This window comes from Mumia sp. ZJ430 (genome assembly GCF_011751845.1).
Classification (GTDB): Bacteria; Actinomycetota; Actinomycetes; order Propionibacteriales; family Nocardioidaceae; genus Mumia.
This window is the reverse complement of record NZ_JAAHFK010000001.1, coordinates 302750-325335: the sequence shown is the minus strand read 5'-3', so window position 1 is coordinate 325335 and position 22586 is coordinate 302750. Positions and strand designations below refer to the sequence as shown.

General features: G+C 70.9%; 22 protein-coding genes. 4 read left to right on the top strand and 18 right to left on the bottom strand.

Features of this window, described 5'->3' with window-relative positions:
- Position 1 precedes the first annotated feature (1 nt).
- From HCT63_RS01595 to HCT63_RS20180, 8 genes are all read right to left on the bottom strand, one after another.
- Positions 2-1288, bottom strand: coding sequence for an RNA polymerase sigma factor (locus tag HCT63_RS01595; RefSeq protein ID WP_279587719.1), 1287 nt, complete (start codon positions 1286-1288; stop codon positions 2-4).
- 10 nt (positions 1289-1298) lie between these two features.
- Complete coding sequence (locus HCT63_RS01590; protein ID WP_167000891.1) at positions 1299-1733, bottom strand: YciI family protein; 435 nt, start codon at positions 1731-1733, stop codon at positions 1299-1301.
- Positions 1734-1850: 117 nt separating this feature from the next.
- The gene (locus HCT63_RS01585) at positions 1851-2336 is read right to left on the bottom strand and encodes a hypothetical protein (protein WP_167000889.1); all 486 of its coding nucleotides are present in this window, start codon (positions 2334-2336) and stop codon (positions 1851-1853) included.
- 96 nt (positions 2337-2432) lie between these two features.
- Positions 2433-3551 carry an acyl-CoA dehydrogenase family protein gene (locus HCT63_RS01580; protein WP_167000887.1) on the bottom strand — a complete coding sequence of 373 codons (1119 nt, stop codon included), beginning with the start codon at positions 3549-3551 and terminating at the stop codon, positions 2433-2435.
- 9 nt (positions 3552-3560) lie between these two features.
- The gene (locus tag HCT63_RS01575) at positions 3561-4736 is read right to left on the bottom strand and encodes an acyl-CoA dehydrogenase family protein (RefSeq protein WP_167000885.1); all 1176 of its coding nucleotides are present in this window, start codon (positions 4734-4736) and stop codon (positions 3561-3563) included.
- 85 nt (positions 4737-4821) lie between these two features.
- The gene (locus tag HCT63_RS01570) at positions 4822-5976 is read right to left on the bottom strand and encodes a 3-deoxy-7-phosphoheptulonate synthase (RefSeq protein ID WP_167000883.1); all 1155 of its coding nucleotides are present in this window, start codon (positions 5974-5976) and stop codon (positions 4822-4824) included.
- Positions 5977-6346: 370 nt separating this feature from the next.
- Positions 6347-7207 (bottom strand): DUF5926 family protein, encoded by an 861-nt coding sequence (locus tag HCT63_RS01565; RefSeq protein WP_167000882.1) that lies wholly within the window; start codon positions 7205-7207, stop codon positions 6347-6349.
- A gap of 37 nt (positions 7208-7244) precedes the next feature.
- Positions 7245-8210, bottom strand: coding sequence for a hypothetical protein (locus HCT63_RS20180; protein WP_208322216.1), 966 nt, complete (start codon positions 8208-8210; stop codon positions 7245-7247).
- Positions 8211-8332: 122 nt separating this feature from the next.
- On the opposite strand from HCT63_RS20180, the gene HCT63_RS01555 reads away from it, so the two are divergent.
- The gene (locus HCT63_RS01555; RefSeq protein WP_167000880.1) at positions 8333-8647 is read left to right on the top strand and encodes a rhodanese-like domain-containing protein; all 315 of its coding nucleotides are present in this window, start codon (positions 8333-8335) and stop codon (positions 8645-8647) included.
- Positions 8648-8656: 9 nt separating this feature from the next.
- On the opposite strand, the gene HCT63_RS01550 is transcribed toward HCT63_RS01555, so the two are convergent.
- The 3 genes from HCT63_RS01550 to aat form a co-directional block, all read right to left on the bottom strand.
- The gene (locus HCT63_RS01550; RefSeq protein WP_167000878.1) at positions 8657-9547 is read right to left on the bottom strand and encodes an Fpg/Nei family DNA glycosylase; all 891 of its coding nucleotides are present in this window, start codon (positions 9545-9547) and stop codon (positions 8657-8659) included.
- Between the two features lie 164 nt (positions 9548-9711).
- Positions 9712-9984, bottom strand: a complete 273-nt coding sequence (locus HCT63_RS01545; RefSeq protein ID WP_167000876.1) for an HU family DNA-binding protein — start codon at positions 9982-9984, stop codon at positions 9712-9714.
- 137 nt (positions 9985-10121) lie between these two features.
- The gene (gene aat / locus HCT63_RS01540; protein WP_167000874.1) at positions 10122-10793 is read right to left on the bottom strand and encodes a leucyl/phenylalanyl-tRNA--protein transferase; all 672 of its coding nucleotides are present in this window, start codon (positions 10791-10793) and stop codon (positions 10122-10124) included.
- 67 nt (positions 10794-10860) lie between these two features.
- Here aat and HCT63_RS01535 point away from each other — a divergent pair, with 67 nt between their 5' ends.
- Positions 10861-11553 (top strand): EcsC family protein, encoded by a 693-nt coding sequence (locus HCT63_RS01535; RefSeq protein WP_243842842.1) that lies wholly within the window; start codon positions 10861-10863, stop codon positions 11551-11553.
- A 101-nt stretch (positions 11554-11654) separates the two neighbouring features.
- Here the strand turns inward: HCT63_RS01535 and katG are convergent, their stop codons facing one another.
- A complete protein-coding gene (gene katG / locus HCT63_RS01530; RefSeq protein WP_167000872.1) occupies positions 11655-13895 on the bottom strand; it encodes a catalase/peroxidase HPI in 2241 nt (746 codons plus the stop codon).
- A gap of 39 nt (positions 13896-13934) precedes the next feature.
- On the bottom strand, positions 13935-14366 hold the full coding sequence (locus HCT63_RS01525) for a Fur family transcriptional regulator (RefSeq protein WP_167000870.1): 432 nt from the start codon (positions 14364-14366) through the stop codon (positions 13935-13937).
- A 146-nt stretch (positions 14367-14512) separates the two neighbouring features.
- Between HCT63_RS01525 and HCT63_RS01520 the strand changes: the two genes are divergently transcribed.
- The gene (locus HCT63_RS01520; protein ID WP_167000868.1) at positions 14513-15058 is read left to right on the top strand and encodes a hypothetical protein; all 546 of its coding nucleotides are present in this window, start codon (positions 14513-14515) and stop codon (positions 15056-15058) included.
- A 299-nt stretch (positions 15059-15357) separates the two neighbouring features.
- Here the strand turns inward: HCT63_RS01520 and HCT63_RS01515 are convergent, their stop codons facing one another.
- The 4 genes from HCT63_RS01515 to HCT63_RS01500 form a co-directional block, all read right to left on the bottom strand.
- Positions 15358-16329, bottom strand: a complete 972-nt coding sequence (locus HCT63_RS01515) for a hydroxymethylglutaryl-CoA lyase (protein WP_167000866.1) — start codon at positions 16327-16329, stop codon at positions 15358-15360.
- Positions 16326-18191 carry a biotin carboxylase N-terminal domain-containing protein gene (locus HCT63_RS01510; RefSeq protein ID WP_167000864.1) on the bottom strand — a complete coding sequence of 622 codons (1866 nt, stop codon included), beginning with the start codon at positions 18189-18191 and terminating at the stop codon, positions 16326-16328. Before HCT63_RS01510 ends, HCT63_RS01515 begins: the two co-directional genes overlap by 4 nt.
- Before the next feature lie 5 nt (positions 18192-18196).
- Complete coding sequence (locus tag HCT63_RS01505) at positions 18197-19759, bottom strand: carboxyl transferase domain-containing protein (RefSeq protein ID WP_167000862.1); 1563 nt, start codon at positions 19757-19759, stop codon at positions 18197-18199.
- Between the two features lie 74 nt (positions 19760-19833).
- Positions 19834-20802, bottom strand: a complete 969-nt coding sequence (locus HCT63_RS01500) for a zinc-binding dehydrogenase (RefSeq protein WP_167000860.1) — start codon at positions 20800-20802, stop codon at positions 19834-19836.
- Positions 20803-20909: 107 nt separating this feature from the next.
- Here HCT63_RS01500 and HCT63_RS01495 point away from each other — a divergent pair, with 107 nt between their 5' ends.
- Positions 20910-21599, top strand: a complete 690-nt coding sequence (locus HCT63_RS01495; protein ID WP_167000858.1) for a YoaK family protein — start codon at positions 20910-20912, stop codon at positions 21597-21599.
- Here HCT63_RS01495 and HCT63_RS01490 read toward each other — a convergent pair.
- Complete coding sequence (locus HCT63_RS01490; RefSeq protein ID WP_167000857.1) at positions 21596-22558, bottom strand: LuxR family transcriptional regulator; 963 nt, start codon at positions 22556-22558, stop codon at positions 21596-21598. The two genes, HCT63_RS01495 and HCT63_RS01490, sit on opposite strands and share 4 nt — an antisense overlap.
- Positions 22559-22586: the final 28 nt, after the last annotated feature.

Genomic DNA, 22586 nt, shown 5'->3' with positions numbered 1-22586 from the left:
GTCAACGCCCGGCCCGCTCCTGCGCGGCAGCTGCCAGCTCGAGCAGCGCGCGGCGGTCGTGCGCGTTGCCGGCCAGCGCGGCCGCCGCCTCGAACTCCGCAGCGGCCTCGCCGTCCCTCCCCAGCCGCACGAGAAGGTCGGCGCGGACACTCGGGAGCAGGTGGTAGGAGCGCAGCCGCGGGTCCTGCCGCAACGGTTCGAGGACCGTCAACCCTTCGGAGGCCCCGTACGCCCGACTGACCGCGACCGCGCGGTTGAGCTCGACCACGGGCGACGGATTGAGCGCGGCGAGACCGTCGTACAGGGCGACGATCCGCTCCCAGTCCGTGTCCGCTGGCGTCGCGGCGCGCGCATGGCACGCGGCGATGGCGGCTTGGAGCGTGTACGGCCCGAGCGGGCGGCCGAGCGCGACCGCCCGGTCGAGCGCGCCGAGCCCGTGCCGGATCAGCGTGCGGTTCCACCGCGAACGGTCCTGGTCGTCGAGCAGGACCGGCTCACCGTGCCGGTCGGTACGAGCGGCGAAGCGCGACGCCTGGATCTCCATCAGCGCGACCAGCCCGTACGGCTCTGGCTCGCGCGGCAGCAGCGCGGTCAGGATGCGCCCCAGCCGCATCGCCTCGCCGCACAGCTCGTCGCGGATCAGCCGGTCGCCGGAGCTGGCCGAATAGCCCTCGTTGAAGATCAGGTAGACCACTTCCAGCACCGCCTCGAGCCGCTGCGGAAGTTCTCGCGCGGACGGCACCTCGAACGGCACGTGCGCCTCGGAGAGCGTCTTCTTGGCCCGCGAGATCCGCTGACCAACCGTCGCCGACGGCGCGAGGAACGCGCGCGCGATCTCGTCGGTCGAGAGACCGCCGAGCATCCGCAGCGTGAGCGCGACCTGCGCGTCCCGCGCGAGCACGGGGTGGCACGCGACGAAGACGAGACGTAGCACGTCGTCGCCGACCGGGTCCTCGACGACTGCCTCAGGGTCCGGCGTCGCGGCGCGGCGCTGCTCGTCGAGCTCGGGGGCGAGCACCGCGTACTTCTCCCGGCCCTTCTGCTCGCGACGCACCTTGTCGACCGCGAGGTTGCGTGCGACCTTCGTCAGCCAGGCCGCCGGGTTGTCGGGAACACCGTCACGCGGCCACTTCTCGAGCGCGATGACCAGCGCGTCCTGCGCGAGGTCCTCGGCATAGCCCACGTCGTTCACGACGCGGACGAGCCCGGCGACGACGCGCGCCGACTCGATCCGCCAGATCGCGTCGATCGTGCGCCGTACGTCGGGCATCCGTGCGCTTCCCGTCACCTGGGCCGCGTCAGGACCCGTGCTGCTGCTGGATCTGCTCGCGCAGGTGGTCGTCCTGCTCGCGCAGCTCCGGGGTGTACTCGTCGCCGAAGTCTGCTGCCTCGTGGAGGGGGCGCAGCTCGAGCTGGCTCGGCTCGGACGGATCGTGCGGGCACCGCTTTGCCCACTCAACGGCCTCCTCGAAGGACTTGACCTCCCAGATCCAGTAGCCGGCGAGCAGCTCCTTGCTCTCGGTGAACGGCCCGTCGACGACGCGGGTCTCGCCGTTGCCGAAGACGACGCGAGCGCCGTCACTGCTGTTCTTCAGCCCGTCGCCGTCCAGCATGATGCCGGCCTTGACGAGCTCCTCGTTGTACGTGCCCATCGCCTCGAGCATCTCGGTGGTGGGCATCTGCCCCTCCGCCTCCCACGCCGGCGTGGACTGGACCATGACCATGACTCGCATGACGTTCTCCTTGTCGGATGAGACCGTTTCGACCCTAGTGCCGAAGCGGTTCCTCACCCCTACGCCGAACGAGACGCAGGTTTTTCGACACGGTCACGGACTTTTTCTGGACAGCGGTCAGGGGAGCGTGACGCGCGCCTGGTTGCCGCCGGGGTCGCAGTGCTTGCCGTTGGGGTACGTGGGCTCGGCGGTCACACGCGTAGCGGCGCGGTGGGCTTCGCTGCCGTTGGCCCTCGTGACGACGGCGGTCACCTCGACCTCCTCGGCGGGGAGCGCCGGCGCCTCGACGAAGCCCTGCATCGTCCCGTCCGAGGTCATGACCGCGCTGCACACGGAGTCGGGGTCGTCGCCGTCACACCCCTCGTCGACCGCAGTCTGGCCCGGGGTGAGCGGTGACTCCGCGTCGACGCATTCGCCGACCCAGCAGACGCGGGCCCGGACGGCGACGGCCCCAGCCGCGAGCGGGGGCTCGACCACGACGGCGATCCCGGCCGACGACGCGATCATCGTGCACGCACGCGCCGCCCCGTCGTCGGCGCCGGCACCGCACGCCATCAGCAGCGCGAGCGGCGCGGCCGCCCACGCCGTACGAAGTCGCGTCATGGCGGAACAGTAGCGGTGAGCCACGTCTGCCGGTGGTGAGCGACGGTTGTCGTCGTGGCTCACCGGTGGCGGACGTGGCTCACCGGGGGGTCTGCGTCAGTGCAGCAGCTCGACGATGCCGCGGTCGGCGACGCCGTCGGTGATCCGCGCGAGGTGGTACGCCTCGTTGCCGAGGGTGCGGTCGAGGACCGTCAGACGTGCGGCGTAGTGGCCGATCGAGTACTCCGCCGTCACACCGATGCCACCGTGCAGCTGGATCGACTCCTGGCTGATGTGGCGCCCCGTACGACCGAGCTCGGCCTGCAGCCGCGAGCCGACGAGCGCGTCAGGTCCGCTCTCGGCCAGCGACATCGTCGCCCACGTCGAGATCGAGCGGGCGAGCTCGAGCGAGGTGTACATGTCGGCCGCACGGAAGGTCAGCGCCTGGAACTTCGACAGCGTGACCCCGAACTGCTTGCGCGTCTTGAGGTAGCCGACGGTGGTCTCGACCGAGACCTCCATCGCGCCGATCGCCTCGGCGCCGTACGCGGTCTGCAGCCGCACGAACGCCGACGCGAGCGCCTCCTCGCCGGCGTCGCCGAGCGGAGTCGCCGCGGCACCCGAGAGCACGATGCGGGCCGCGTACGAGTCATCGGGCGTCGAATACGTCGTACGGGAGACGCCTGTGGCGGTCGCGTCCACGACGAACAGGCGGGTCGCGTCGCCGTCCTTCGCGCTCACGATCAGGACGTCCGCGGCGCCACCGTGGCGTACCGGCTCCTTGACTCCGTCGAGGGTCCAGCCGTCACCGTTCGACGTCGCGGTCACCCCGTACGCGGCCGTGCCGTGCGGGGCACGCGGCTCGGTGTGCGCGACGACGGCGATCAGCTCGCCGGCGGCGACCTTGGGCAGCAGCTCGCGCTTCTGCTCCTCCGACCCCGCATCGGCGATCAGCTGGCCGGCACCGACGACGACGTCGATGAACGGCTCCGGAGCGAGCACGCGCCCGATCTCCTGGGCGACGATCCCGACCTCGACCGCAGTCGCACCGGCACCGTCGTACGCCTCGTCGAACGGCAGGCCCAGCAGACCCATCTCGGCGAGCTTGCCCCAGACCTCGCGGTCCCAGCCAGGCTCGGTGGCAGTGATCTTCTCGCGGTTGCCGACCGACTCGCCGAGGATGCCTCGGACCGCGTCACGCAGCGCGAGCTGCTCGGTGTCGTACGTGAAATCCATGTCAGTCCCTCACAGTCCCAGGATCGTGCCGGCGATGATCTGGCGCTGGACCTCGTTGGACCCGCCGTAGATCGACACCTTGCGGAGGTTCAGGTAGGTCGGGACCGAGTCGCCCGCCCATGCCGGCACGTCGGAGTCGTCACCGGCACCCGCCGCGAGGACGTCCGCGCCGGCGACGTCGACCGCGAGCTCGGAGACCGCCTGCTGCAGCTGGGAGCCGGTCAGCTTGAGGATCGACGAGACCGGGTCGGGCTTGCCGTGCTTCGAGGCCGCGGCGACCCGCAGCGCGGTCAGCTCCAGCGAGAGCAGCTGGTTCTCGAGCGACGCGAAGCGGGTCGCGACCGCCGGGTCGTCGATCGGGCGGCTGCCATCGGCCAGCGGCGCCGACGCGTGCTCCTTGAGCACCTGCAGGCGCAGCTTGGTGCTGCCGGTCGCGCCGATGCCGTCTCGCTCGTTGCCGAGGAGGAACTTCGCGTAGTCCCACCCGCGGTTCTCCTCGCCGACGAGCTGGTCGGCCGGGACGCGCACGTTGTCGAAGAAGACCTCGTTGACCTCGTACCCGCCGTCGATCAGCTTGATCGGGCGCACCGTCACGCCTGGGGTCGACATCTCGAACAGCACGAACGAGATGCCCTGCTGCTTCTTGGGGGCGTCGGGGTTGGTGCGGACCAGGCAGAAGATCCAGTCGGCGTACTGGCCGAGGGTCGTCCACGTCTTCTGGCCGTTGACGACCCACTCGTCGCCGTCGCGCACCGCCGTCGTCCGCAGCGACGCAAGGTCGGAGCCGGCATCGGGCTCGGAGAACCCCTGGCACCACCAGATGTCGAGGTTGGCCGTCGCCGGAAGGAAGCGCTCCTTCTGCTCCTGCGAGCCGAATGTCGCGATCACCGGGCCGACCATGCTCGCGTTGAACGGCAGCGGCGAGGGCACCCCCGCGGTCTGCATCTCGTCGAGCCAGATGTGGCGCTGCAACGGCGTCCAGCCCCTGCCGCCCCACTCGACGGGCCAGTTCGGCACGGCGTAACCGCCGGCGTTGAGCACCCGCTGGGTCTCGACGATCTGCTCCTTGGTGAGCTCCTCGCCGTGACGGACGGCGTCGCGGATCTCCTGAGGAACCTTGGTGGTGAAGAACTCCCGCAGCTCCTGCTGGAGCTGCGCGTCCTCCGCTGACAGCGCGAGCCTCATGTTCGCTCCCTGATGGCGTACGTGGTGGCGGCCACTCTCTAGGTAAGCGGCCGCTTAGAACCCTACCCGGGGGTAGGTCGTCAGCCTAGGCGCCCTCCCCGCCGCTGGCTGAGCCCGTCGAAACCCGCACCCCGCTGGTTGAGCCCGTCGAAACCCGTCGGGCCGCCGACGCCGTCGCCAGCTCCTCGAGCAGGTCCGCGGTGACGTCCCACCCGATGCACGCGTCGGTCACGCTCTGTCCGTACGTGAGACCGTCCGGCGCCGGCGCCTGCTTGCCCGGTACGAGGAAGCTCTCCAGCATGACGCCACCGATCCCGCGGTCGCCGGCCGCGACGTCGTGGGCGATCTCGCGCACCACGGCGGCCTGGCGGACGTGGTCCTTGCCGGAGTTGCCGTGGCTCGCGTCGACGACGAGGCGCTGCGGCATCCCCACGGCGGCGAGCAGCGCCAGCGCGGCCCGCCGCGAGTCGGCGCCGTAGTTTGGCCCGGAGTGCCCGCCCCGCAAGATCACGTGGCAGTCGGGGTTGCCGCTCGTCGAGACCGCGCACGCACGCCCCTCGTCGTCGATCCCGAAGAACGTCTGCTCGGCGGCTGCTGCGCCGCACCCGTCGATCGCCGCCTGGACGGAGCCGTCGGTCGCGTTCTTGAACCCCACCGGCATCGACAGGCCCGACACGAGCTGGCGGTGCACCTGGCTCTCCGGCGTACGAGCCCCGATCGCGCCCCACGAGACCGCGTCGGCGAGGTACTGCGGGCTCGTCGGCTCCAGGAGCTCGGTGCCCGCCGGCAGGCCGGTCGCGAGCACGTCGAGCAGGACGGAGCGGGCCAACCGGAGGCCGCGGCGTACGTCGTACGACTCGTCCATGCCGGGGTCGTTGATCAGTCCCTTCCAGCCGACGGTCGTGCGCGGCTTCTCGAAGTAGACCCGCATGACGATCTCGAGCTCGTCGGCGTAGGCCTCGCGCAGCGGAGCGAGCCGGTGGGCGTAGTCGAGCGCGGCGCTGGGGTCGTGGATCGAGCACGGCCCAACGAGGACCAGGAGCCGGTCGTCGTGTCCGGCCATGATCGACGCGGCGGCATCACGCGAGCGCGCCACGAGTCCGGCTGCGGCGTCGCCGAGCGGACGGGACGCCACGACGTCACGCGGCGGCTCGAGGGGATCGAGGCTGCGGACCCGCAGGTTGCTCGTCGTACGACCGGGGGCCGCGGCGGTGCTCGGGGCCGGGTGCTTCACAGACATCAGGTGCTTCCTCTCGGCGGCGCCTGATCCTGAGCCGGCACCGCCACGAATGACGAAAGGCACGGACCGTGTGGTCCGTGCCTGTGCTGGCTTTGCTGAGCGAGTCGGTCTATGAGGCGCCGACCGCTGGCTGCACCAGCACGTCGCGCCCATAAAATCGTCCGCTCATCACGTCGACGACGCTAGCACGCGCAGTGGCGAGCCCTCCCGGGCACCTGTGGATTTCCAGGGAATTGGAAACCCCAGCCGCTGCTGACGGGGGATACAGCAACGACCGGGGCCTGAAGACGACTTTAAGGCATCCTGAACAGTCGTACAAGTGGCGACTTCGTGACCTGGATCACGCTGACGAATTTTGTGGTGTTTTGGTCTACCGAACCGTGATCTGGCGGTTCGCGAGACCGTTGCGCGCACCCCGCTGCTCGGTGGTGAGAGGCGTCGAATCGGCCAGGGCTTCCTTGAGTCGACCTTCAAAAGCCACTGAAGGGCCCTCCAGTGCGGCTGCAGGCGTCGGCTCGTGCATCTCCCACACGGGGACGAGGAGGCCGTGCGCGCGGAACGACCCGATCAGGCGGACGTGCTCGCCGAGCCGGTCGTCACCGGCTGCACGCAGCCGTGCCAGCGCGGTGAGCAGCTCGTCCTCGTCGTACGGCATCACCCAGCGGAGGAACTGGCGCTCGCCGAGCTGCGTCCAGTACGCCGCGTCGACCTCCTCGAGCCGGACGGTCGGCGAGACGATCTCGTTGGCCTGCTCGATCGCGGCCGCGACGTCACCCGTCGGGTCGTCGATGCCGGCGGTCCAGAAGTCGAACCCCTCCTGCACGTCGACCTCGAGGTCGGAGTCCGTGTCGACGATGTCCTGGAGACGCTCACCGACACCCGGGTCGGCGAGGACGATCTCGGTGCCGGGCTCGGTCTCGAGACCCTGCAGGATCACCGCGGCCAGGTCACGGCTCACGTCACCGAAGTTGTGCGTCACCTGCAGCCCGACCCAGATCTCGCCGTCGGGGCGCACCAGGCCGGCCGACGCCGACGGCAGCAGCGTGATGAACCGGACCGACCCGTCGGCGGCCAAGCCCTCGCGCAGCCCGAGGGATGCGGTCGCGGCCGGCACGAACTCGCGCAGTGCCACCAGGTCGCACTCGCCCGGGATGCCTTCGAACGTCCGGGCGCGGAACGGCATCCGCTCGACCTTCTCCGGCTTCACCCGACGGCGGGAACGCTTGCCCATACTTCTTCTCCTGAGTTCGGTGAGGGTGACCGTGTGGTCACTGACGCTCGGACGGGCCCTGCGGCGGGTACGGCGGCTGGCCGGGCTGCGGCCCGTACGGCTGGCCGGGGCGCTGCGGCGGCTGCCCGTACGGGGGCTGCTGGGGCTGCTGCGGCGGCTGACCATAAGGCGGCTGCGGCTGCCCGTGCGGCGGCTGACCATAAGGCGGCTGCGGCTGCCCGTGCGGCGGCTGCTGAGGCGGCGGGCTGGGCTGACCGTACGAGGGACGAGGGAACTGCTGCGTCGGCTCGGGCTGGCCGTACTGCTGCTGCTGCGGCTGTGACTGCCCGTACGACGCGCTCGGCTCGGGGCGTGCCTGCGTGGACGTCCCGCTGCCGCGGGTGGCAAGCAGCGCGAGGACCCCGAGGACGAAGCCGAGGGCGACGACGACCATCCCGCCTCCGACCAGCAGATAGCCGGTGACGGCGCTGTCGACGTCCTCCGCGTCCTCGACGCCGCTGGTCATGACGGCTCCGGCGACAGCGACGGCAACACCGACCGCCGTCAGCCCGAGCCCGGCCCAGCCGAGCGCGACCCGGCCACGGCCGTTGAGGATCGCGAGGATCCACAGCAGGACCGCGATCACGAGCACGACAACCGTGCCGACCACGAGGACGGAGTTGAGCGAGTCGCTGTCCTCGGCGACGCTGCGGCTCACGCTGGACGGGTCGTCGGCAAGATCGGCGAAGATGCCGCGCCGCGCGGTGAGCGCGTACACGGCGTAGCCGAGCGACACCAGTGCGCCGATCACGAGACCGATCAGTGCCACCGTGCCCCACGGCGACGGCTGCTCCACGTCACGGCCGCTGGAGGTGGGAGGTGCGTGCGGCGTCGACCAGTGCGGCTGCGGCGAGGCGGGCTGCGGGACGCCCGGCTGAGGGCCGCCCCAGCCGGGTTCGCCAGAGGGCTGACCGGAAGCTCCCCCGTACGGGCGACCGTACGGGTCCTGCGGGCCTTGCGACATGGTGGTGTCCCTCCTCGGACCGGCGAGCAAGCGTGCGACCGGCGAGCCAAGCCTAGCCAACCAGGGGCTTCTCGAGCCTCGACCCCGGTACGGCCTTGCCATCGCCTGGGAGGATGTCCGACATGGACGAGACCACCATCCCCACCGTCGAGGTCGCCGGCGTGCCCGACCCTGTGCCCGCCGACCTGGTCGTGCTCGACGTGCGCGAGGACGACGAGTGGGCCGCCGGACACATCGAGGGCGCGGTGCACATCCCGCTCGGCGAGCTCGCGGCCCGTGCCGACGAGGTGCCGACTGGCGGCCAGGTGCTGGTGTACTGCCACGTCGGGGGCCGTTCGGCCCGCGCCACCGCGTTCCTGAAGGAGCGTGGCGTCGACGCGGTCAACCTGGCGGGCGGCGTCGTCGCGTGGCACCAGGCCGGGCGCCCACTGGTCTGACGTTCCGTCCTACCGCAGCAGCTTCGACATCCGCCGGTCGGCGAGGGGTTTGCCTCCGGTCTGGCAGGTCGGGCAGTACTGCAGGGACGAGTCCGCGAACGACACCTCACGGATCGTGTCGCCGCAGACCTCGCACGTCTCGCCGGTCCGCGCATGCACCCTCATGCCGGACTTCTTCTCCCTCTTGAGCTCGGACGCGGCAAGCCCGTCAGAACGCGCGATCGCGTCGCGCAGCGTGCTGCCGATGGCCTCGTACAGGATCGTCAGGTCCTCCTCGGACCCCGCGATGGTGTTCGCCGGCTTGAACGGCGACATCTTCGCGACGTGGAGGATCTCGTCGGAGTAGGCGTTGCCGATGCCCGCGATCTGCGACTGGTCGCGCAGGACGCCCTTGATCTGCGCCCGCCCGGCCGCGGTGAGGATGTCACGCAGCGCATCGCGCGTGAACGCCCCGTCGAGCGGCTCCGGGCCGAGCCTCGCGATCCCGGGGACCTCGGCAGGATCGCGTACGAGGTAGACCGCGAGCCCCTTCTTGGTGCCGGCCTCGGTCAGGTCGAAGCCCGAGCCGTCGTCGAGCACAACCCGGAACGCGAGCGGGTTCTTGCCACCGCCGGGGCGTGGTGGCGCCTTGGGCTGCTCGTCCTTCCAGCGCAGCCAGCCGGCGCGCGCCAGGTGGATGATCAGGTGCAGCCCACCGGCGTCGATGTCGAGGAACTTGCCGTGGCGCGTGACGCCGTCGACCAGGAGTCCGGAGAGCGCGCTGACCGGAGGGTCGTACGTCTTGAGGGCACTGATCGCGGCCGGGTATGCGGCGGCGATCGCGCGGGGCTCACCCTCGGTGACCCCCAGGCGGCGGGACAGGTCGTCGGCGAGTGCGGCGACCTCGGGCAGCTCGGGCACGCCCCCAGTGTGCCGCCTGGTCCGCGATTTGGGCAGTTCCCCACCGTTGTCGCGCCGGCGTTCGGTGGCGAAGTGCCCAAATCGCGGACGGGACGGGGAGGAGGGGCAAAACGCGAGGGACCCCGGGACGCTGGCGCGTACCCGGGGTCCCTTCGTGGTGCGTCTTACTTGACGGCGGCCTTGAGCTTGCTGCCCGCGGTGACCTTGACGCCGTAACCGGCGGGGATCTCGAGGGTCTCGCCGGTCGCGGGGTTGCGGCCGGTGCGCGCGGCGCGCTCGACACGCTCCACGGTCAGCAGGCCCGGGATCTGGACCTTCTCGCCCTTGCCGGCGGCGGCGATGAGCGTGTCACCGAAAGCGCTGAGGACCGCATCGGCGTCGGCCTTGGTGGTGCCGGCAGTCTCGGCGACTGCAGCTACGAGTTCAGTACGGTTCACGGGATTCCTCCGACGTGCGTGTGGTCAGTTGTCTTATGACGCACACCAGCATAGGAAGAAATGCCCGAGATCCCTGGATTTCCAGCGGCCCACGCCGGTGTGGTGCGTGTCGACAGTAGCCCACACCCATGTCCGAATCAGCGCCACGTGGCCGGTAACGGTGTGTCGAGGACCCTCGGGAGGGCAGCGAGATACTCGTCGCGGGGCCACTCCGCGACCCCCAGCGAGGCCAGGTGCGGGGTCTGCCACTGGGTGTCCACGAGGCGCTGCGACGCGTACTCGTCGGACAGCACCTCAACGAGGGCCACCAGCGCCGCCTTAGAGGCGTCACTCTCACGGTGAAACATGCTCTCACCTGCAAAAAGGCCGCCGATCGCGACGCCGTACAGGCCGCCGACGAGCAGCCCGTCGGCGTTGCGAACCTCGACCGAGTGCGCCCATCCGAGGGCGTGCAGACGCCCGTACGCGACACCGATCTGACCGTCGATCCATGCCCCGTCCCGCACCGGGTCTGCACACGCTTCGACGACCTCGTCGAAGGCTGTGTCGATCGTTGTCGTGAAGCGATTGGTCGACTTGCGCAACGATCTCGTCACACGCAGGCGATCCAGCTGCAAAACGCCGCGCCGAAGGGGCGACCACCACCCCATCGGCCCTCCGGGCTCGACCGGCATCGGGAAGAGACCGGTCGCGTACGCCGCGATCAGGGTTTCCGGGGCCAGGTCGGCGCCGACCCCGACGAAGTCGTCGTCCGGCCACGAGTCCTGGTCGAACTCCCAGCGGTTCGGTCCGAGGGGTTGCGGCGTCACGGGTCGACTCTAGTCAGCGCTGTGGGTGCCTCACATACGATGGGACCTACTGCCTGAGGAGGTGCTCGTGGGGATCGCCAAGTCGACCGCCAAGTTCGTTGCACCGCGCGTCGCGATGTCCGCCGGTCCGAAGGTCACGGCCGGCTACGTCCGCGTGCTGCTCGACCGCGCGATCGACGGGGTCGGGCCGTTCAAGCCGGTACGGGTCGCGTGCGACGCCCGTCTCGCACTGGCCGGAGGCCGCGTCGAGGACGCGATCAGCGAGTCGGTCGGGATCCACGTCCGCTACGCCAGCGCGCAGGGTTTCCTCACCAACCTCGGCGGTGTCGCGTCGATGGTCGTGACGATCCCCGCGAACGTCGCCGGGCTCGCGCTGCTCCAGTGCCACCTCGTGGCCGCGATCGCCTATCTGCGCGGCTACGACCTCGATGACCCGCGCGTGCGCAACGCGGTGATGGCCACGCTGCTCGGCAAGCACGAGGTCGCGAAGGCGATCAAGGACGGCCGGCTGCCCTCGACTCCGATGGGGCTCGCGACCTCGCCGGTCTACGACCCCGCGCTCGACGAGCGGATCGCCCGCGAGGTGACGGCGGCGCTGTTCGGCCGGGTCAGCGGCAAGCAGGGCGCGACCGTGTTCCTTCGCAAGGTGCCGATCCTCGGCGGCGGGGTCGGCGCGCTCGCCGACGCCCGTTCCACCGCACAGCTGGCCTCGTACGCGCGCCGCGAGTGGCGCGACCGACGCCTCCCGCCCCCGCACTGACGGGTCACACTCTTCGGTGGGGCCAACAAAGACGTCGTGCCCCACCGAACAGGTTCGGTGGGGCACGAACTTTGCGTGGGGCCCCACGCAAAGTCAGAGCGTCAGGCGAGGTCGAAGCGGTCGGCCTCCATGACCTTGACCCACGCAGCGACGAAGTCGCTCACGAACTTCGCCTTGGCGTCATCGCTGGCGTAGACCTCGGCGAGCGCACGCAGCTCCGAGTTCGACCCGAAGAGCAGGTCGACGCGGCTTCCCGTCCAGGTCTCGCCCGTCGCCGTCGTGCCGGTGAAGGTCTGCCCGGACTCGTCCGGCGTCCACGTGGTGCCGAGCTCGAGCAGGTTGACGAAGAAGTCGTTCGTCAGCGTGCCCGGGTTGGCGGTGAGGATACCGAGCGACGACCCGTCGTAGTTGGCCCCGATCGTACGGAGGCCACCGACGAGCACCGTCATCTCCGGCGCGCTGATGCCGAGCAGGTTCGCCTTGTCGACGAGCAGGTACTCGGCGGGGATGCGGCTGGCCTTGCCGAGGTAGTTGCGGAACCCGTCGGCCTTCGGCTCGAGGTACGCGAAGGAGTCGACGTCGGTCTCCTCCTGCGACGCGTCCACGCGGCCCGGCGTGAACGGCACCGAGAGGTCGTGGCCTGCGGCCTGGGCGGCCAGCTCCACACCGACGCCGCCGGCGAGCACGATGACGTCGGCCAGCGAGACCTGCTTGCCGGACTGCGCCTCGTTGAACGCCGCCTGGACGCCCTCGAGCGTACGGAGCACGCCCGCGAGCTCATCGGGGTTGTTGACCTCCCAGCCGGCCTGCGGCTGGAGACGGATGCGCGCACCGTTGGCGCCACCGCGCTTGTCGCTGGAGCGGAACGACGACGCGGAGGCCCACGCCGTGGTGACCAGCTGCGAGACCGTCAGGCCGGAGGCCTTGATCTGGTCCTTGAGCGCAGCGACGTCCGTGGCGTCGATCGCCTCGTACGAGGCCTCGGGCAGCGGGTCCTGCCAGAGCAGCTGCTCGCTGGGGACCTCGGGGCCGAGGTAGCGCACGACCGGGCCCATGTCGCGGTGCGTGAGCTTGAACCAGGCGCGGGCGAACGCGTCGGCGAAGGCCGCCTGGTCGTCCTTGAAGCGGCGCGAGATCTCCTCGTAGATCGGGTCGAAGCGCAGCGCCAGGTCCGACGTCAGCATTCGCGGCTCGCGGTGCTTCGACGGGTCGTGCGCGAGCGGCACAAGGTCCGAGCCCGCACCGTTCTTCGGACGCCACTGCTTCGCACCGGCGGGCGACTCCATGAGCTCCCAGTCGTACGCGAACAGGATGTGGAAGAACTCGTTGTCCCAGCGGACCGGGTGATAGGTCCAGGTGACCTCGAGGCCGGAGCTGATGACGTCGTCACCCTTGCCGGTGCCGTAGCCCTGCTTCCAGCCGAGGCCCTGCTCCTCGAGCGGAGCGGCCTCGGGCTCGGGGCCGACGAGGTCCGCCGAGGCGGCGCCGTGCGTCTTGCCGAACGTGTGGCCGCCGGCGATGAGCGCGACGGTCTCCTCATCGTTCATCGCCATGCGGGCGAAGGTCTCGCGGATGTCGCGCGCCGACGCCAGCGGGTCGGGGTTGCCCTCCGGGCCCTCGGGGTTGACGTAGATGAGGCCCATCTGGACGGCCGCGAGGGGATCCTCGAGGTCGCGGTCACCGGTGTAGCGCTCCGCGCCTCCGGCGTCGCCGCCGAGCCACTCGGTCTCCGGGCCCCAGTAGACGTCCTCGTCGGGCTCCCACACGTCCTCGCGGCCGCCGGCGAACCCGAAGGTCTCGAAGCCCATGGTCTCGAGCGCGACGTTGCCGGCGAGGATCATCAGGTCGGCCCACGAAAGGCTCTGGCCGTACTTCTTCTTGACCGGCCACAGCAGGCGGCGGGCCTTGTCGAGGTTGACGTTGTCCGGCCAGCTGTTGAGCGGCGCGAACCGCTGCTGCCCGGCACCGGCGCCACCGCGGCCGTCGCTCACGCGGTACGTGCCCGCGCTGTGCCACGCCATGCGGACGATGAACGGGCCGTAGTGCCCGAAGTCGGCCGGCCAGAAGTCCTGCGAGGTCGTCAGGATCTCGGCGATGTCCTGCTTCACGGCCGTGAGGTCGAGGCTCTTGAACGCCCCGGCGTAGTCGAAGTCGTCGCCCAGCGGGTTCGCGACCGCGGGGTTCTTGGCGAGGATCTTCAGGTTGAGCTGGTTCGGCCACCAGCCGCGGTTGCTGCTGCCACCTTGGGTCGGGTGGGTCGTCTGGCCGTGGGCCACCGGGCAACCGCCCGCGGGCGACTCCTCGTTGACCTCACCGATCACGGCGTCGTGGTTCTCAGACATGGATTCCTTTCCAGGGCTGTCAGGGCTTGGTACGGGTCGTCACGAGGTCTGGGGTGCGGAGCACGCGGGGCAGACGCCCCAGTAGAGGACCTCGGCCTCGTCGATGGCGAAGCCGTGGTCGTCGGACGCGTGCAGGCAGGGAGCCGCACCGACGGCGCAGTCCACGTCGGCGATCGCGGCGCACGAGCGGCACACGACGTGGTGGTGGTTGTCGCCGACACGCGCCTCGTACCGGGCGACCAGGCCGGTCGGCTGGATGCGACGGACGAGGCCGTGGTCGGTGAGCGTGCGCAGCGAGTCGTAGACCGCCTGGTGCGACACGCTGGGCAACAGGCGGCGTACGGCGTCGATGAGCGTGTCGGTGTCGGCATGCGGGAGGCTGTGCACCGCTTCGAGCACGGCGATCCGCGGGCGGGTCACGCGCAGCGACGATGCACGCAGCATCTGCTCGGCATCAGGCGTGGGGTCCATGCGCCCAGTCTGGCGCCTTTTCTTGAATCAGTCAAAACAAGCAGTCTTGAACCAGTCAACCCTGGCCATCGACACACGGGCCGCCGTGACCCCTCGCGTGTGCTGCCATGGACGGAGCCGAGAACTGACGAACAAGGGGGTACGTCATGACGAGACGACTCGTACGCATCGGCGCGGTGACCGCAGGAGCGGTCCTCGCGGTCGGCATGATCCCGGGCACGGCCCACGCCGCGTCCGCGGTGGTCAAAGACCCGCGCGGTGACGCGCCGCGCGTCGCCGACATCACGCAGCTGCGCGTGAAGAACGGGCCCGCGCGCGTCTCTGGCGTGCTCACGATCCCGCACCGCAACAAGAAGAAGCTCGCGTCGACCGACCTGATCATCAAGACCAGGGACAGCGGCCGCTGGAAGTACGTCGTGTCGATCGTCCGCAACCGCAAGGGCAAGGTCACCGACAAGATCCTCGGGTGGCAGCGCGGCGACGACCCGAGCACGTTCACGGTGCTGCCGTGCACGGGCATCAGGACGTCGTGGAACGGCAAGAAGACCACGTTGTCGGTCCCGGTCTCGTGCCTGTCGAAGACGACCGGCACGCGAGTGAAGGCCAAGGCCGCGATCCTCGCCCGTGTCGGGCCGGGTCACGACTCGTACGACGAGGTCACGCGGTTCAGCCGCTACGTCAAGCGCGGCTGAGCGCGGCCGCACGTCGGCGACCGCTTCCTCAATCTCGGGCGCGAGGGGGCGGTCACCGAGCGCGTCCAGGGTCCGCGCCGCGGCCTCGGGGTCGCTGGCACGAACCTGCAGCTCGGCGAGATAAGCGAGCGCCTGCGTCTGGTCCTCGACCGGGCTGGCGTCCGCGTCGCGCCGGCTTCGAAGTAGTCGGTGATGTCGTCGATCGAGGGGGCGCCGCGCCCCCGTCCACGTCGTGAAAGCAACCTGACCGAATCGCGGGCCGAGAACGGTCAGGTTCCTTTCACAGCGTGGACGCGAGATCAGCCGGCGGTCAGCGCGCGCACCACGGCCGAGGGCGAGGGGCGGCCGAGCTGTTCGGCCATCCACACGCTGGTCTGCGCGAGGGCGGTCAGGTCGACGCCGTGGGTGACTCCGAGACCGTCGAGCATCCACACCAGGTCCTCGGTGGCGAGGTTGCCGGTGGCGGACTTCGCATACGGGCAGCCGCCGAGGCCGCCGGCGCTCGCGTCGAACGTGGTCACGCCACGCCGCAGCGCCGCGTACGTGTTGGCGAGCGCCTGTCCGTACGTGTCGTGGAAGTGCATCGCGATCCGCGACCCCTCGCCCCCACCGCCGGTCGAGCCTGTCGAGACCCCGCCTGTCGGGACCCCCGCCGCCGCGAACGCGTCGAGCATCGCCTCGACGTGGTGCGCGGTGCCGACGCCGATCGTGTCGCCGAGCGACAGCTCGTACGCGCCCATGTCGAGCAGGCGCTTGCCGGCGGTGACGACGCGATCGAGCGCGACCTCGCCCTCCCACGGGTCGCCGAAGCACATCGAGAGGTACGCCCGCACCTGCACGCCGGCGTCGAGCGCGCGCCGCACGACCGGCTCGAACATCGCGAACTGTGCCTCGTACGTGCTGTTGAGGTTCTTCTGCGCGAACGTCTCGGTGGCGCTTCCGAAGATCGCCACGTGCGTGACCCCAGCGTCGAGCGCACGGTCGAGGCCGCGCTCGTTGGGGACGAGGACCGGGTACGGCGTGGCGCCGTGGAGGTCGAGCCTCGCGACCAGGTCGGCGGCGTCGGCGAGCTGCGGGACCCACTTCGGATGGACGAAGCTGGTCGCCTCCACGATCGGGAGCCCGGCGGCCGTGAGGCGCTGAACGAACTCGAGCTTGGTGTCGAGGCCGATGATGCCCTTCTCGTTCTGGAGCCCATCGCGCGCTCCGACCTCGTAGATCGTCACGCGCTCGGGCATCGCCGGGTCACGGTGGACGGCGGGAAGGCTCATGCGTTCTCCACCCGGAACAGCAGCGCCCCGAGCGCAACCTGGTCTCCCACGGCGACCCCGACATGCGTCACCGCGCCGTCGTACGGGGCCTTGAGGGCAAGCTCCATCTTCATCGCCTCCACGACGCCGAGCACCTGACCTTCACTCACGATCTCACCCTCCGTCACCGCGAGGGACAGCACGGTGCCCGGCATCGGCGAGACGACATCCGCGTCACCGCTGCCCTCCGCCGCGCGGTCGCGGGCAGGGTCGGGATGACGGAATGTCCACGTCTGGCCTTCGTACGCGACAGTGACCCCGCCGGCGTCGAGCGCCACGGGCTGCGTGTCGAGGGCGCCGACGTACGAGCCGACGGGCAGCGCGATCTCGACCGGCGTGTCGTCGGCGTCCACGAGCGACACGAGGACCGGTGCCGGGTCGCCCCCCGAGCGCCAGCCGTCCGCGGCGCCGAACGGGTCGCCCGCAGGACGGGCGTGCGAGTCCGCCCAGGCGAGGGCGGCCGCACGCGCCGCCGCGTCCGGTGCGGAGGGGCGGGTGGTGAGCTCCTGCGCGGCCGGCGAGTCGAGCCACGCTGTGTCGATCCGCGACTCCCCGAACGCGTCGGAGGCCACGAGCCGCCGCAGGAAGCCGGTGTTGGTCGTGACGCCGAAGATCGCCGTACGGTCGAGCGCATCCACGAGCGCGGCGCGGGCGGAGTCGCGGTCGGGCCCGCGCGCGATCACCTTGCCGAGCATCGGGTCGTACGAGGTGGTCACCACCGCACCGGACTGCAGCGCGGCGTCGACGCGGACGTGCTCGGGCCAGACGACGGTGGTCGCGCGGCCGGCCTGCGGAAGAAACCCGGCGTACGGGTCCTCGGCATAGACGCGTGCCTCGATCGCGTGCCCGGTCGCGGTGACGTCGCCTTGCGCCAGCGGCAGCGGGAGGCCCTGGGCCACGTGCAGCTGGAGCGCGACGAGGTCGAGCCCGGTGATCGCCTCGGTGACGGGGTGCTCGACCTGGAGGCGGGTGTTCATCTCGAGGAAGGCGATCTTCTCCTCGCCGGGCACAGCGTCGGCGTCGTGCACGAGGAACTCGACCGTGCCGGCGTTGACGTACCCGACCTCGCGCGACAGCGCGACCGCCGCCTCGGTGAGCCGCGCGCGCGTCGCTGCGGAGATCGTCGGGGCTGGCGCCTCCTCCAGGACCTTCTGATGGCGACGCTGCGCGGAGCAGTCGCGCTCGAAGAGGTGGAGGACGGTGCCGTGCTCGTCGCCGATGACCTGCACCTCGACGTGGCGGCCGTGCTCGACGTACTCCTCGACGAGCAGCGTGTCGTCGCCGAACGCCGCCGCGGCCTCGCGACCGGCGGCGGCGACCGCGTCCGTGAGGTCGGCGGGGTCGCGGACGATGCGCATGCCCTTGCCGCCACCACCGGCAGCCGCCTTGACGAGGACCGGGTACGCGACCTCGCCCCCGAGGTCGTACCGTCGCGTCACGGGAACGCCGGCGCGCTCGGCGACCTCGCGCGCGCGGTCCTTGCGTCCCATGAGGTCGATGACGTCCGGGCTCGGCCCGATCCACACCAGTCCGGCGTCGACGACGGCACGCGCCGCATCCGCACGCTCCGACAGGAACCCGTACCCGGGGTGCACCGCCTGCGCTCCGCTGCGCCGCGCGGCGTCGAGGATCGCGTCGACGTCGAGGTACGACGCCACGTGCTCGGCGTGATCGGCGAGCCGGACGTGCGGCGCACCGGCATCGAGGTCGGAGTGCACCGCGATCGCGCGCAGCCCGGCGGCCTGCACCGCGCGGATCACCCGCAGCGCGATCTCGCCCCGGTTGGCCACAAGGACGGAGGTGAATCGGGGGGTCTCGGTCATCGCACTCACATCCGGAAGATGCCGTAGTGGGGTTCAGGGATCGGCGCGTTCGACGACGCCTGCAGCGCCATGCCAAGCACGCGCCGGGTGTCAGCGGGGTCGATGATGCCGTCGTCCCACAGACGCGCGGTCGAGTAGTACGCCGAGCCCTGCGCCTCGTACTGCGCCCGGATCGGCGCCTTGAACGCCTCTTCGTCGTCGGGCGAGTCGAAGCCGCGCACCGTCGCGAGAACCGATGCGGCCTGCTCGCCACCCATCACCGAGATCTTGGCGTTGGGCCACATCCACAGGAAGCGCGGGTCGTACGCGCGCCCGGACATGCCGTAGTTGCCGGCCCCGTACGAGCCGCCGATCACGACCGTGAACCGTGGCACGACCGACGACGCGACCGCAGTGACGAGCTTGGCGCCGTCCTTGGCGATCCCGCCGTTCTCGTACTCGCGCCCAACCATGAACCCGGTGATGTTCTGGAGGAAGACGAGCGGCACCCCGCGCTGGTTCGCCAGCTCGATGAAGTGCGCACCCTTGAGCGACGACTCCGAGAAGAGGATGCCGTTGTTGGCGACGATCGCGACCGGGAAGCCCCAGATCCGGGCGAACGCGCACACGAGCGTCTCGCCGTACAGCGGCTTGAACTCGTGGAACGTCGAGCCGTCGACCACGCGCCGGATCACGTCACGCACGTCGTACGGGGTGCGCGAGTCGGTCGGCACCACGTCGTACAGGGTCTCGGGGTCCTCCAGCGGCTCGACGACCTCCGTGCGCTCGAGGCTCGGCGGGGTGCGGCGCTCGAAGGTCGCGACGATGCTGCGCACGATCGCCAGCGCGTGCGCGTCGTCGTCGGCGAGGTGGTCGACGACACCGGAGCGGCGCGCGTGCACCTCGCCGCCACCGAGCTCCTCGGCCGTGACCACCTCGCCCGTCGCCGCCTTCACCAGCGGCGGGCCGCCGAGGAAGATCGTGCCCTGGTCGCGCACGATGACGGTCTCGTCGCTCATCGCCGGGACGTACGCCCCGCCGGCGGTGCACGAGCCCATCACGGCCGCGACCTGCGGGATGCCCTGCGCGGACATCTGCGCCTGGTGGTAGAAAATGCGCCCGAAGTGCTCGCGGTCGGGGAACACCTCGTCCTGCATCGGCAGGAACGCGCCGCCGGAGTCGACGAGATAGAGACAGGGGAGGCGGTTCTCGGCGGCGATCGTCTGCGCGCGGAGGTGCTTCTTGACCGTCATCGGGTAGTACGTGCCGCCCTTGACGGTCGCGTCGTTCGCGACGACCATGCACTCGCGACCGGACACACGGCCGATGCCGGCGACGACGCCCGCGCTCGGGACGGCGTACGGGTCGCTGGTTGAGCCTGTCGAAACCCCGTACATCCCGTACGCCGCGAGCGGCGCGATCTCGAGGAACGGCGAGCCGGGGTCGAGGAGACGGTCGACGCGGTCGCGGACGAAGAGCTTGCCGCGCTTCTCGTGCTTCGCGCGGGCGCGTTCGGAGCCGCCCGAGCGCGCGACGGCGAGGCGTTCGCGGAGCTCGGCGACGAGCTCACGCATGCCGGTGGGGTGCATGGGAGCGATGTTAACGGTTGTTAACCTCCCGCACCACCACCCGGGGTCGTCACGTGTGACGTGGATGTCCCGCACTACTCGACCACCTCGATCAGCGTCTTCGCGATCGCCGTCCGCTCCTCCAGCCCGCGGTGCGCTTCGGCCACGCCCTCGAGCCCGTACCGCTGCCGGATCACCGGGGCCCAGGAGCCCTCGCGCAGCAGCGCGAGCGCGTCGCCCATCAGCGCGCGGACGGCCTCGTTCGCCAGCTGGACCCCCGCGATGCCGTCCGCCTGCAGTCGCCGTCGCCGCACCTCGTCCGGGTCCGGCTCCAAGAACCCGCCCGCTGCCCCGTACGCGACGAGCCGCCCGCCGTCCGCGAGCACCGTGAACGCCTCCTGTCCTGGCGTCCCACCGGCACCCTCGAGCAGCACGGTCGGCCGCTCGCCGCCGAACGCGGCGACAGCCTTGTCAGTCCACCCGGCGAGCGTGTAGTCGACTGCCTCGGCACCGAGGTCGCGTACGAGCGCGAGCTTGCGCTCGCCCCGCGCCGCCCCGACGACCGTCGCGCCACGAGCGAGCGCCGCCTGCACGAGGAGCGCACCCGCGCCACCGGCAGCCGCGTTGATGAGCACCCGGTCTCCCACACCGACACGTGTCACGTCGAGCATCCGGAGCGCGGTCACCGCGTCGCGTGAGAGCGCGGCCGCATCGGCATCGGCGACGTCGTCGTCGAGCGCGACGACAAGGTCGGCAGACGCCACCGCGTACTCCGCGGAGGCCCCTTGCGTGCCCGTACGCGCAAGCACCCGCCGACCGACCCATCGCTCATCGACGCCCGCGCCGACCGTCCGGACCGTGCCGGCCACCGCACCACCAGGGACGTACGGCACCGCCATGCCCCACTGCTCGCCCGCACCGCGTCGGAGCAACGTGTCGAGGAAGATCACGTCGGCGACCGCCACCTCGATCCCGACCTCTCCTTCGCCCGGATCGGGCACGGGGAGGTCGACGACCTCCAGCACCTCGGGACCGCCGTACCTGCTGACCTGCACCGCTCGCATCGGATCTCCTTCGCCGTCGGGTCGCGTGGTCCGAGTCTCGATCCTCAAGTCCACTTGAGGTCAAGGGCGACCCGCGAAGTGCTCTCCACGCGCGTACGTTCGACGCCATGTCGACGGATGTCGTTCCCGGCGAGCAGGCCCGCGACCGCGCGGTCGTGGGGCTCGCGGTGCTGAGCGGCGCGACGGACGCGATCAGCTTCCTCGCGCTGGGCAGCGCGTTCACGTCGGTGATGACCGGGAACCTCGTCCTCGTCGGGGCCGCCATCGGCTCTCGCGAGGCCGCGGCGCTCGGCGCGGTCGCGACCGCGATCGTCGCGTACGTCGCGGGGGTGGCCGTCGGCACGCGCGTGGCGGGTCGGCCCCGTGGCGACGACGGGGCGTGGCCGCCGGCGGTCACGGTCGCCCTCCTGGCCGAGCTCGGCCTCCTCGCCGCGTACGCCGTCGGCTGGTGGCTGCTGGACAGCGATCCGCACGGCGCATGGATCCTGCCGCTGCTCGCGCTCTGCGCGGCAGGCCTCGGCATCCAGGCCAGCGCGATCCTGCGGTTCGGCGTGAGCGGCCTGTCGAGCACCTACCTGACCGGGACGCTCACCACCCTCGTCGTCACACTCGCCTCGGACCGCCGACCCCGTGGCCTGGGTCGGTCCGCGCGACTCCTGACCGCCCTGGTGGTAGGCGCCGCGATCGGTGCCGCGCTCGTCAGCCTGGCGCGCCCGGCGGCGCCGGTGTTCCAGCTGGCGGTCCTGCTCGTCGTGATCGCAGCCGGTTGGCAGATCAGCCGCCGGACGAACGCCTAGAGCCAGCCGCGCTGCTTCGCCGCCACCCCGAGCTGCAGGCGGGTCTCGACACCGGCGCGCTCCATGAGCCGGCTCATCCGGCGCTGGACCGTACGCGCGGACAGGCCGAGCTGGTTGGAGACCTTGTGGTCGGTGAGGCCCGCGTTGAGAAGGCGCAGGATCCGCGCGTCGGTGTCGTCGAGATCTTCGGAGGACTCCGGCGCGCTCTCGAGCAGGGGAGTGCCGGCGACCCACAGCCCCTCGAAGAGCGCGATGAGACTGTCGAGGATGCCACTGCGGTGGACGATCAGCGCACCGCCCGAGAGGTCGTCGGGCGAGGCCATCACCGGCACCATCGCGACCTCGGAGTCGACGATGAGCAGCCGAGACGGGAGCGCGGAGGCGAGACGGACGTCGATGCCCTGGCCGTCGTGGAAGTCGGTGAGCACGTTCGGCCGGTCGAGCACGCCACGCTCGGCGAGCACCCGGAAGCGCACACCGCGCTCGACGCCACGCCGCTCCTCGGCGAAGTCGTACTCCGGCGAGGTCAGCTTGGTGGTGCGTACGGTCAGCCGGACCTCGCGCCGCGCGGCGCGCAGGAGCTGGGCGACCCGGTGCATGCCGGCCCGCCGTCCGGGGACGAGATCGACAAGGTCGGAGGCCGTACGTTCGTCGGCGGCCTTGCGATAGAGCTCGTTGAGGCGCTCGAGCTCGATCTCGGCGCGTCGCAGCCAGCGCTGACGCTCGACGATGAGGGAGCCGATCGCGACGGTCGGCGGCGAGGCGGTGAAGTGCTCGTTGTCGCCGTTGACGTGGCGACCGACGAGCCCACGCTGCTCGAGGGAGGCGAGGTAGGCGGTCACGTCCTCGACGTCGACGCCGAGGATCGAGGCGAGCTGTGCAGGGGTGGCGCTCGCTGTCTCGACGAGGACCCGATAGAGGTCGTACTCGTCGGGAGCGAGCCCAAGGATCTCGAGCACGCGTGACCTCCTTATCCGTCCTGACGCT

Bases quoted from the DNA above. Each gene is read 5' to 3' on its own strand.
- HCT63_RS01590 (WP_167000891.1), bottom strand. From the start codon at position 1,733: ATGCGAGTCATGGTCATGGTCCAGTCCACGCCGGCGTGGGAGGCGGAG.
- HCT63_RS01585 (WP_167000889.1), bottom strand. From the start codon at position 2,336: ATGACGCGACTTCGTACGGCGTGGGCGGCCGCGCCGCTCGCGCTGCTG.
- HCT63_RS01580 (WP_167000887.1), bottom strand. From the start codon at position 3,551: ATGGATTTCACGTACGACACCGAGCAGCTCGCGCTGCGTGACGCGGTC.
- HCT63_RS01575 (WP_167000885.1), bottom strand. From the start codon at position 4,736: ATGAGGCTCGCGCTGTCAGCGGAGGACGCGCAGCTCCAGCAGGAGCTG.
- HCT63_RS01570 (WP_167000883.1), bottom strand. From the start codon at position 5,976: ATGTCTGTGAAGCACCCGGCCCCGAGCACCGCCGCGGCCCCCGGTCGT.
- HCT63_RS01565 (WP_167000882.1), bottom strand. From the start codon at position 7,207: ATGGGCAAGCGTTCCCGCCGTCGGGTGAAGCCGGAGAAGGTCGAGCGG.
- HCT63_RS20180 (WP_208322216.1), bottom strand. From the start codon at position 8,210: ATGTCGCAAGGCCCGCAGGACCCGTACGGTCGCCCGTACGGGGGAGCT.
- HCT63_RS01555 (WP_167000880.1), top strand. From the start codon at position 8,333: ATGGACGAGACCACCATCCCCACCGTCGAGGTCGCCGGCGTGCCCGAC.
- katG (WP_167000872.1), bottom strand. From the start codon at position 13,895: ATGTCTGAGAACCACGACGCCGTGATCGGTGAGGTCAACGAGGAGTCG.
- HCT63_RS01525 (WP_167000870.1), bottom strand. From the start codon at position 14,366: ATGGACCCCACGCCTGATGCCGAGCAGATGCTGCGTGCATCGTCGCTG.
- HCT63_RS01520 (WP_167000868.1), top strand. From the start codon at position 14,513: ATGACGAGACGACTCGTACGCATCGGCGCGGTGACCGCAGGAGCGGTC.
- HCT63_RS01515 (WP_167000866.1), bottom strand. From the start codon at position 16,329: ATGAGCCTTCCCGCCGTCCACCGTGACCCGGCGATGCCCGAGCGCGTG.
- HCT63_RS01510 (WP_167000864.1), bottom strand. From the start codon at position 18,191: ATGACCGAGACCCCCCGATTCACCTCCGTCCTTGTGGCCAACCGGGGC.
- HCT63_RS01505 (WP_167000862.1), bottom strand. From the start codon at position 19,759: ATGCACCCCACCGGCATGCGTGAGCTCGTCGCCGAGCTCCGCGAACGC.
- HCT63_RS01500 (WP_167000860.1), bottom strand. From the start codon at position 20,802: ATGCGAGCGGTGCAGGTCAGCAGGTACGGCGGTCCCGAGGTGCTGGAG.
- HCT63_RS01495 (WP_167000858.1), top strand. From the start codon at position 20,910: ATGTCGACGGATGTCGTTCCCGGCGAGCAGGCCCGCGACCGCGCGGTC.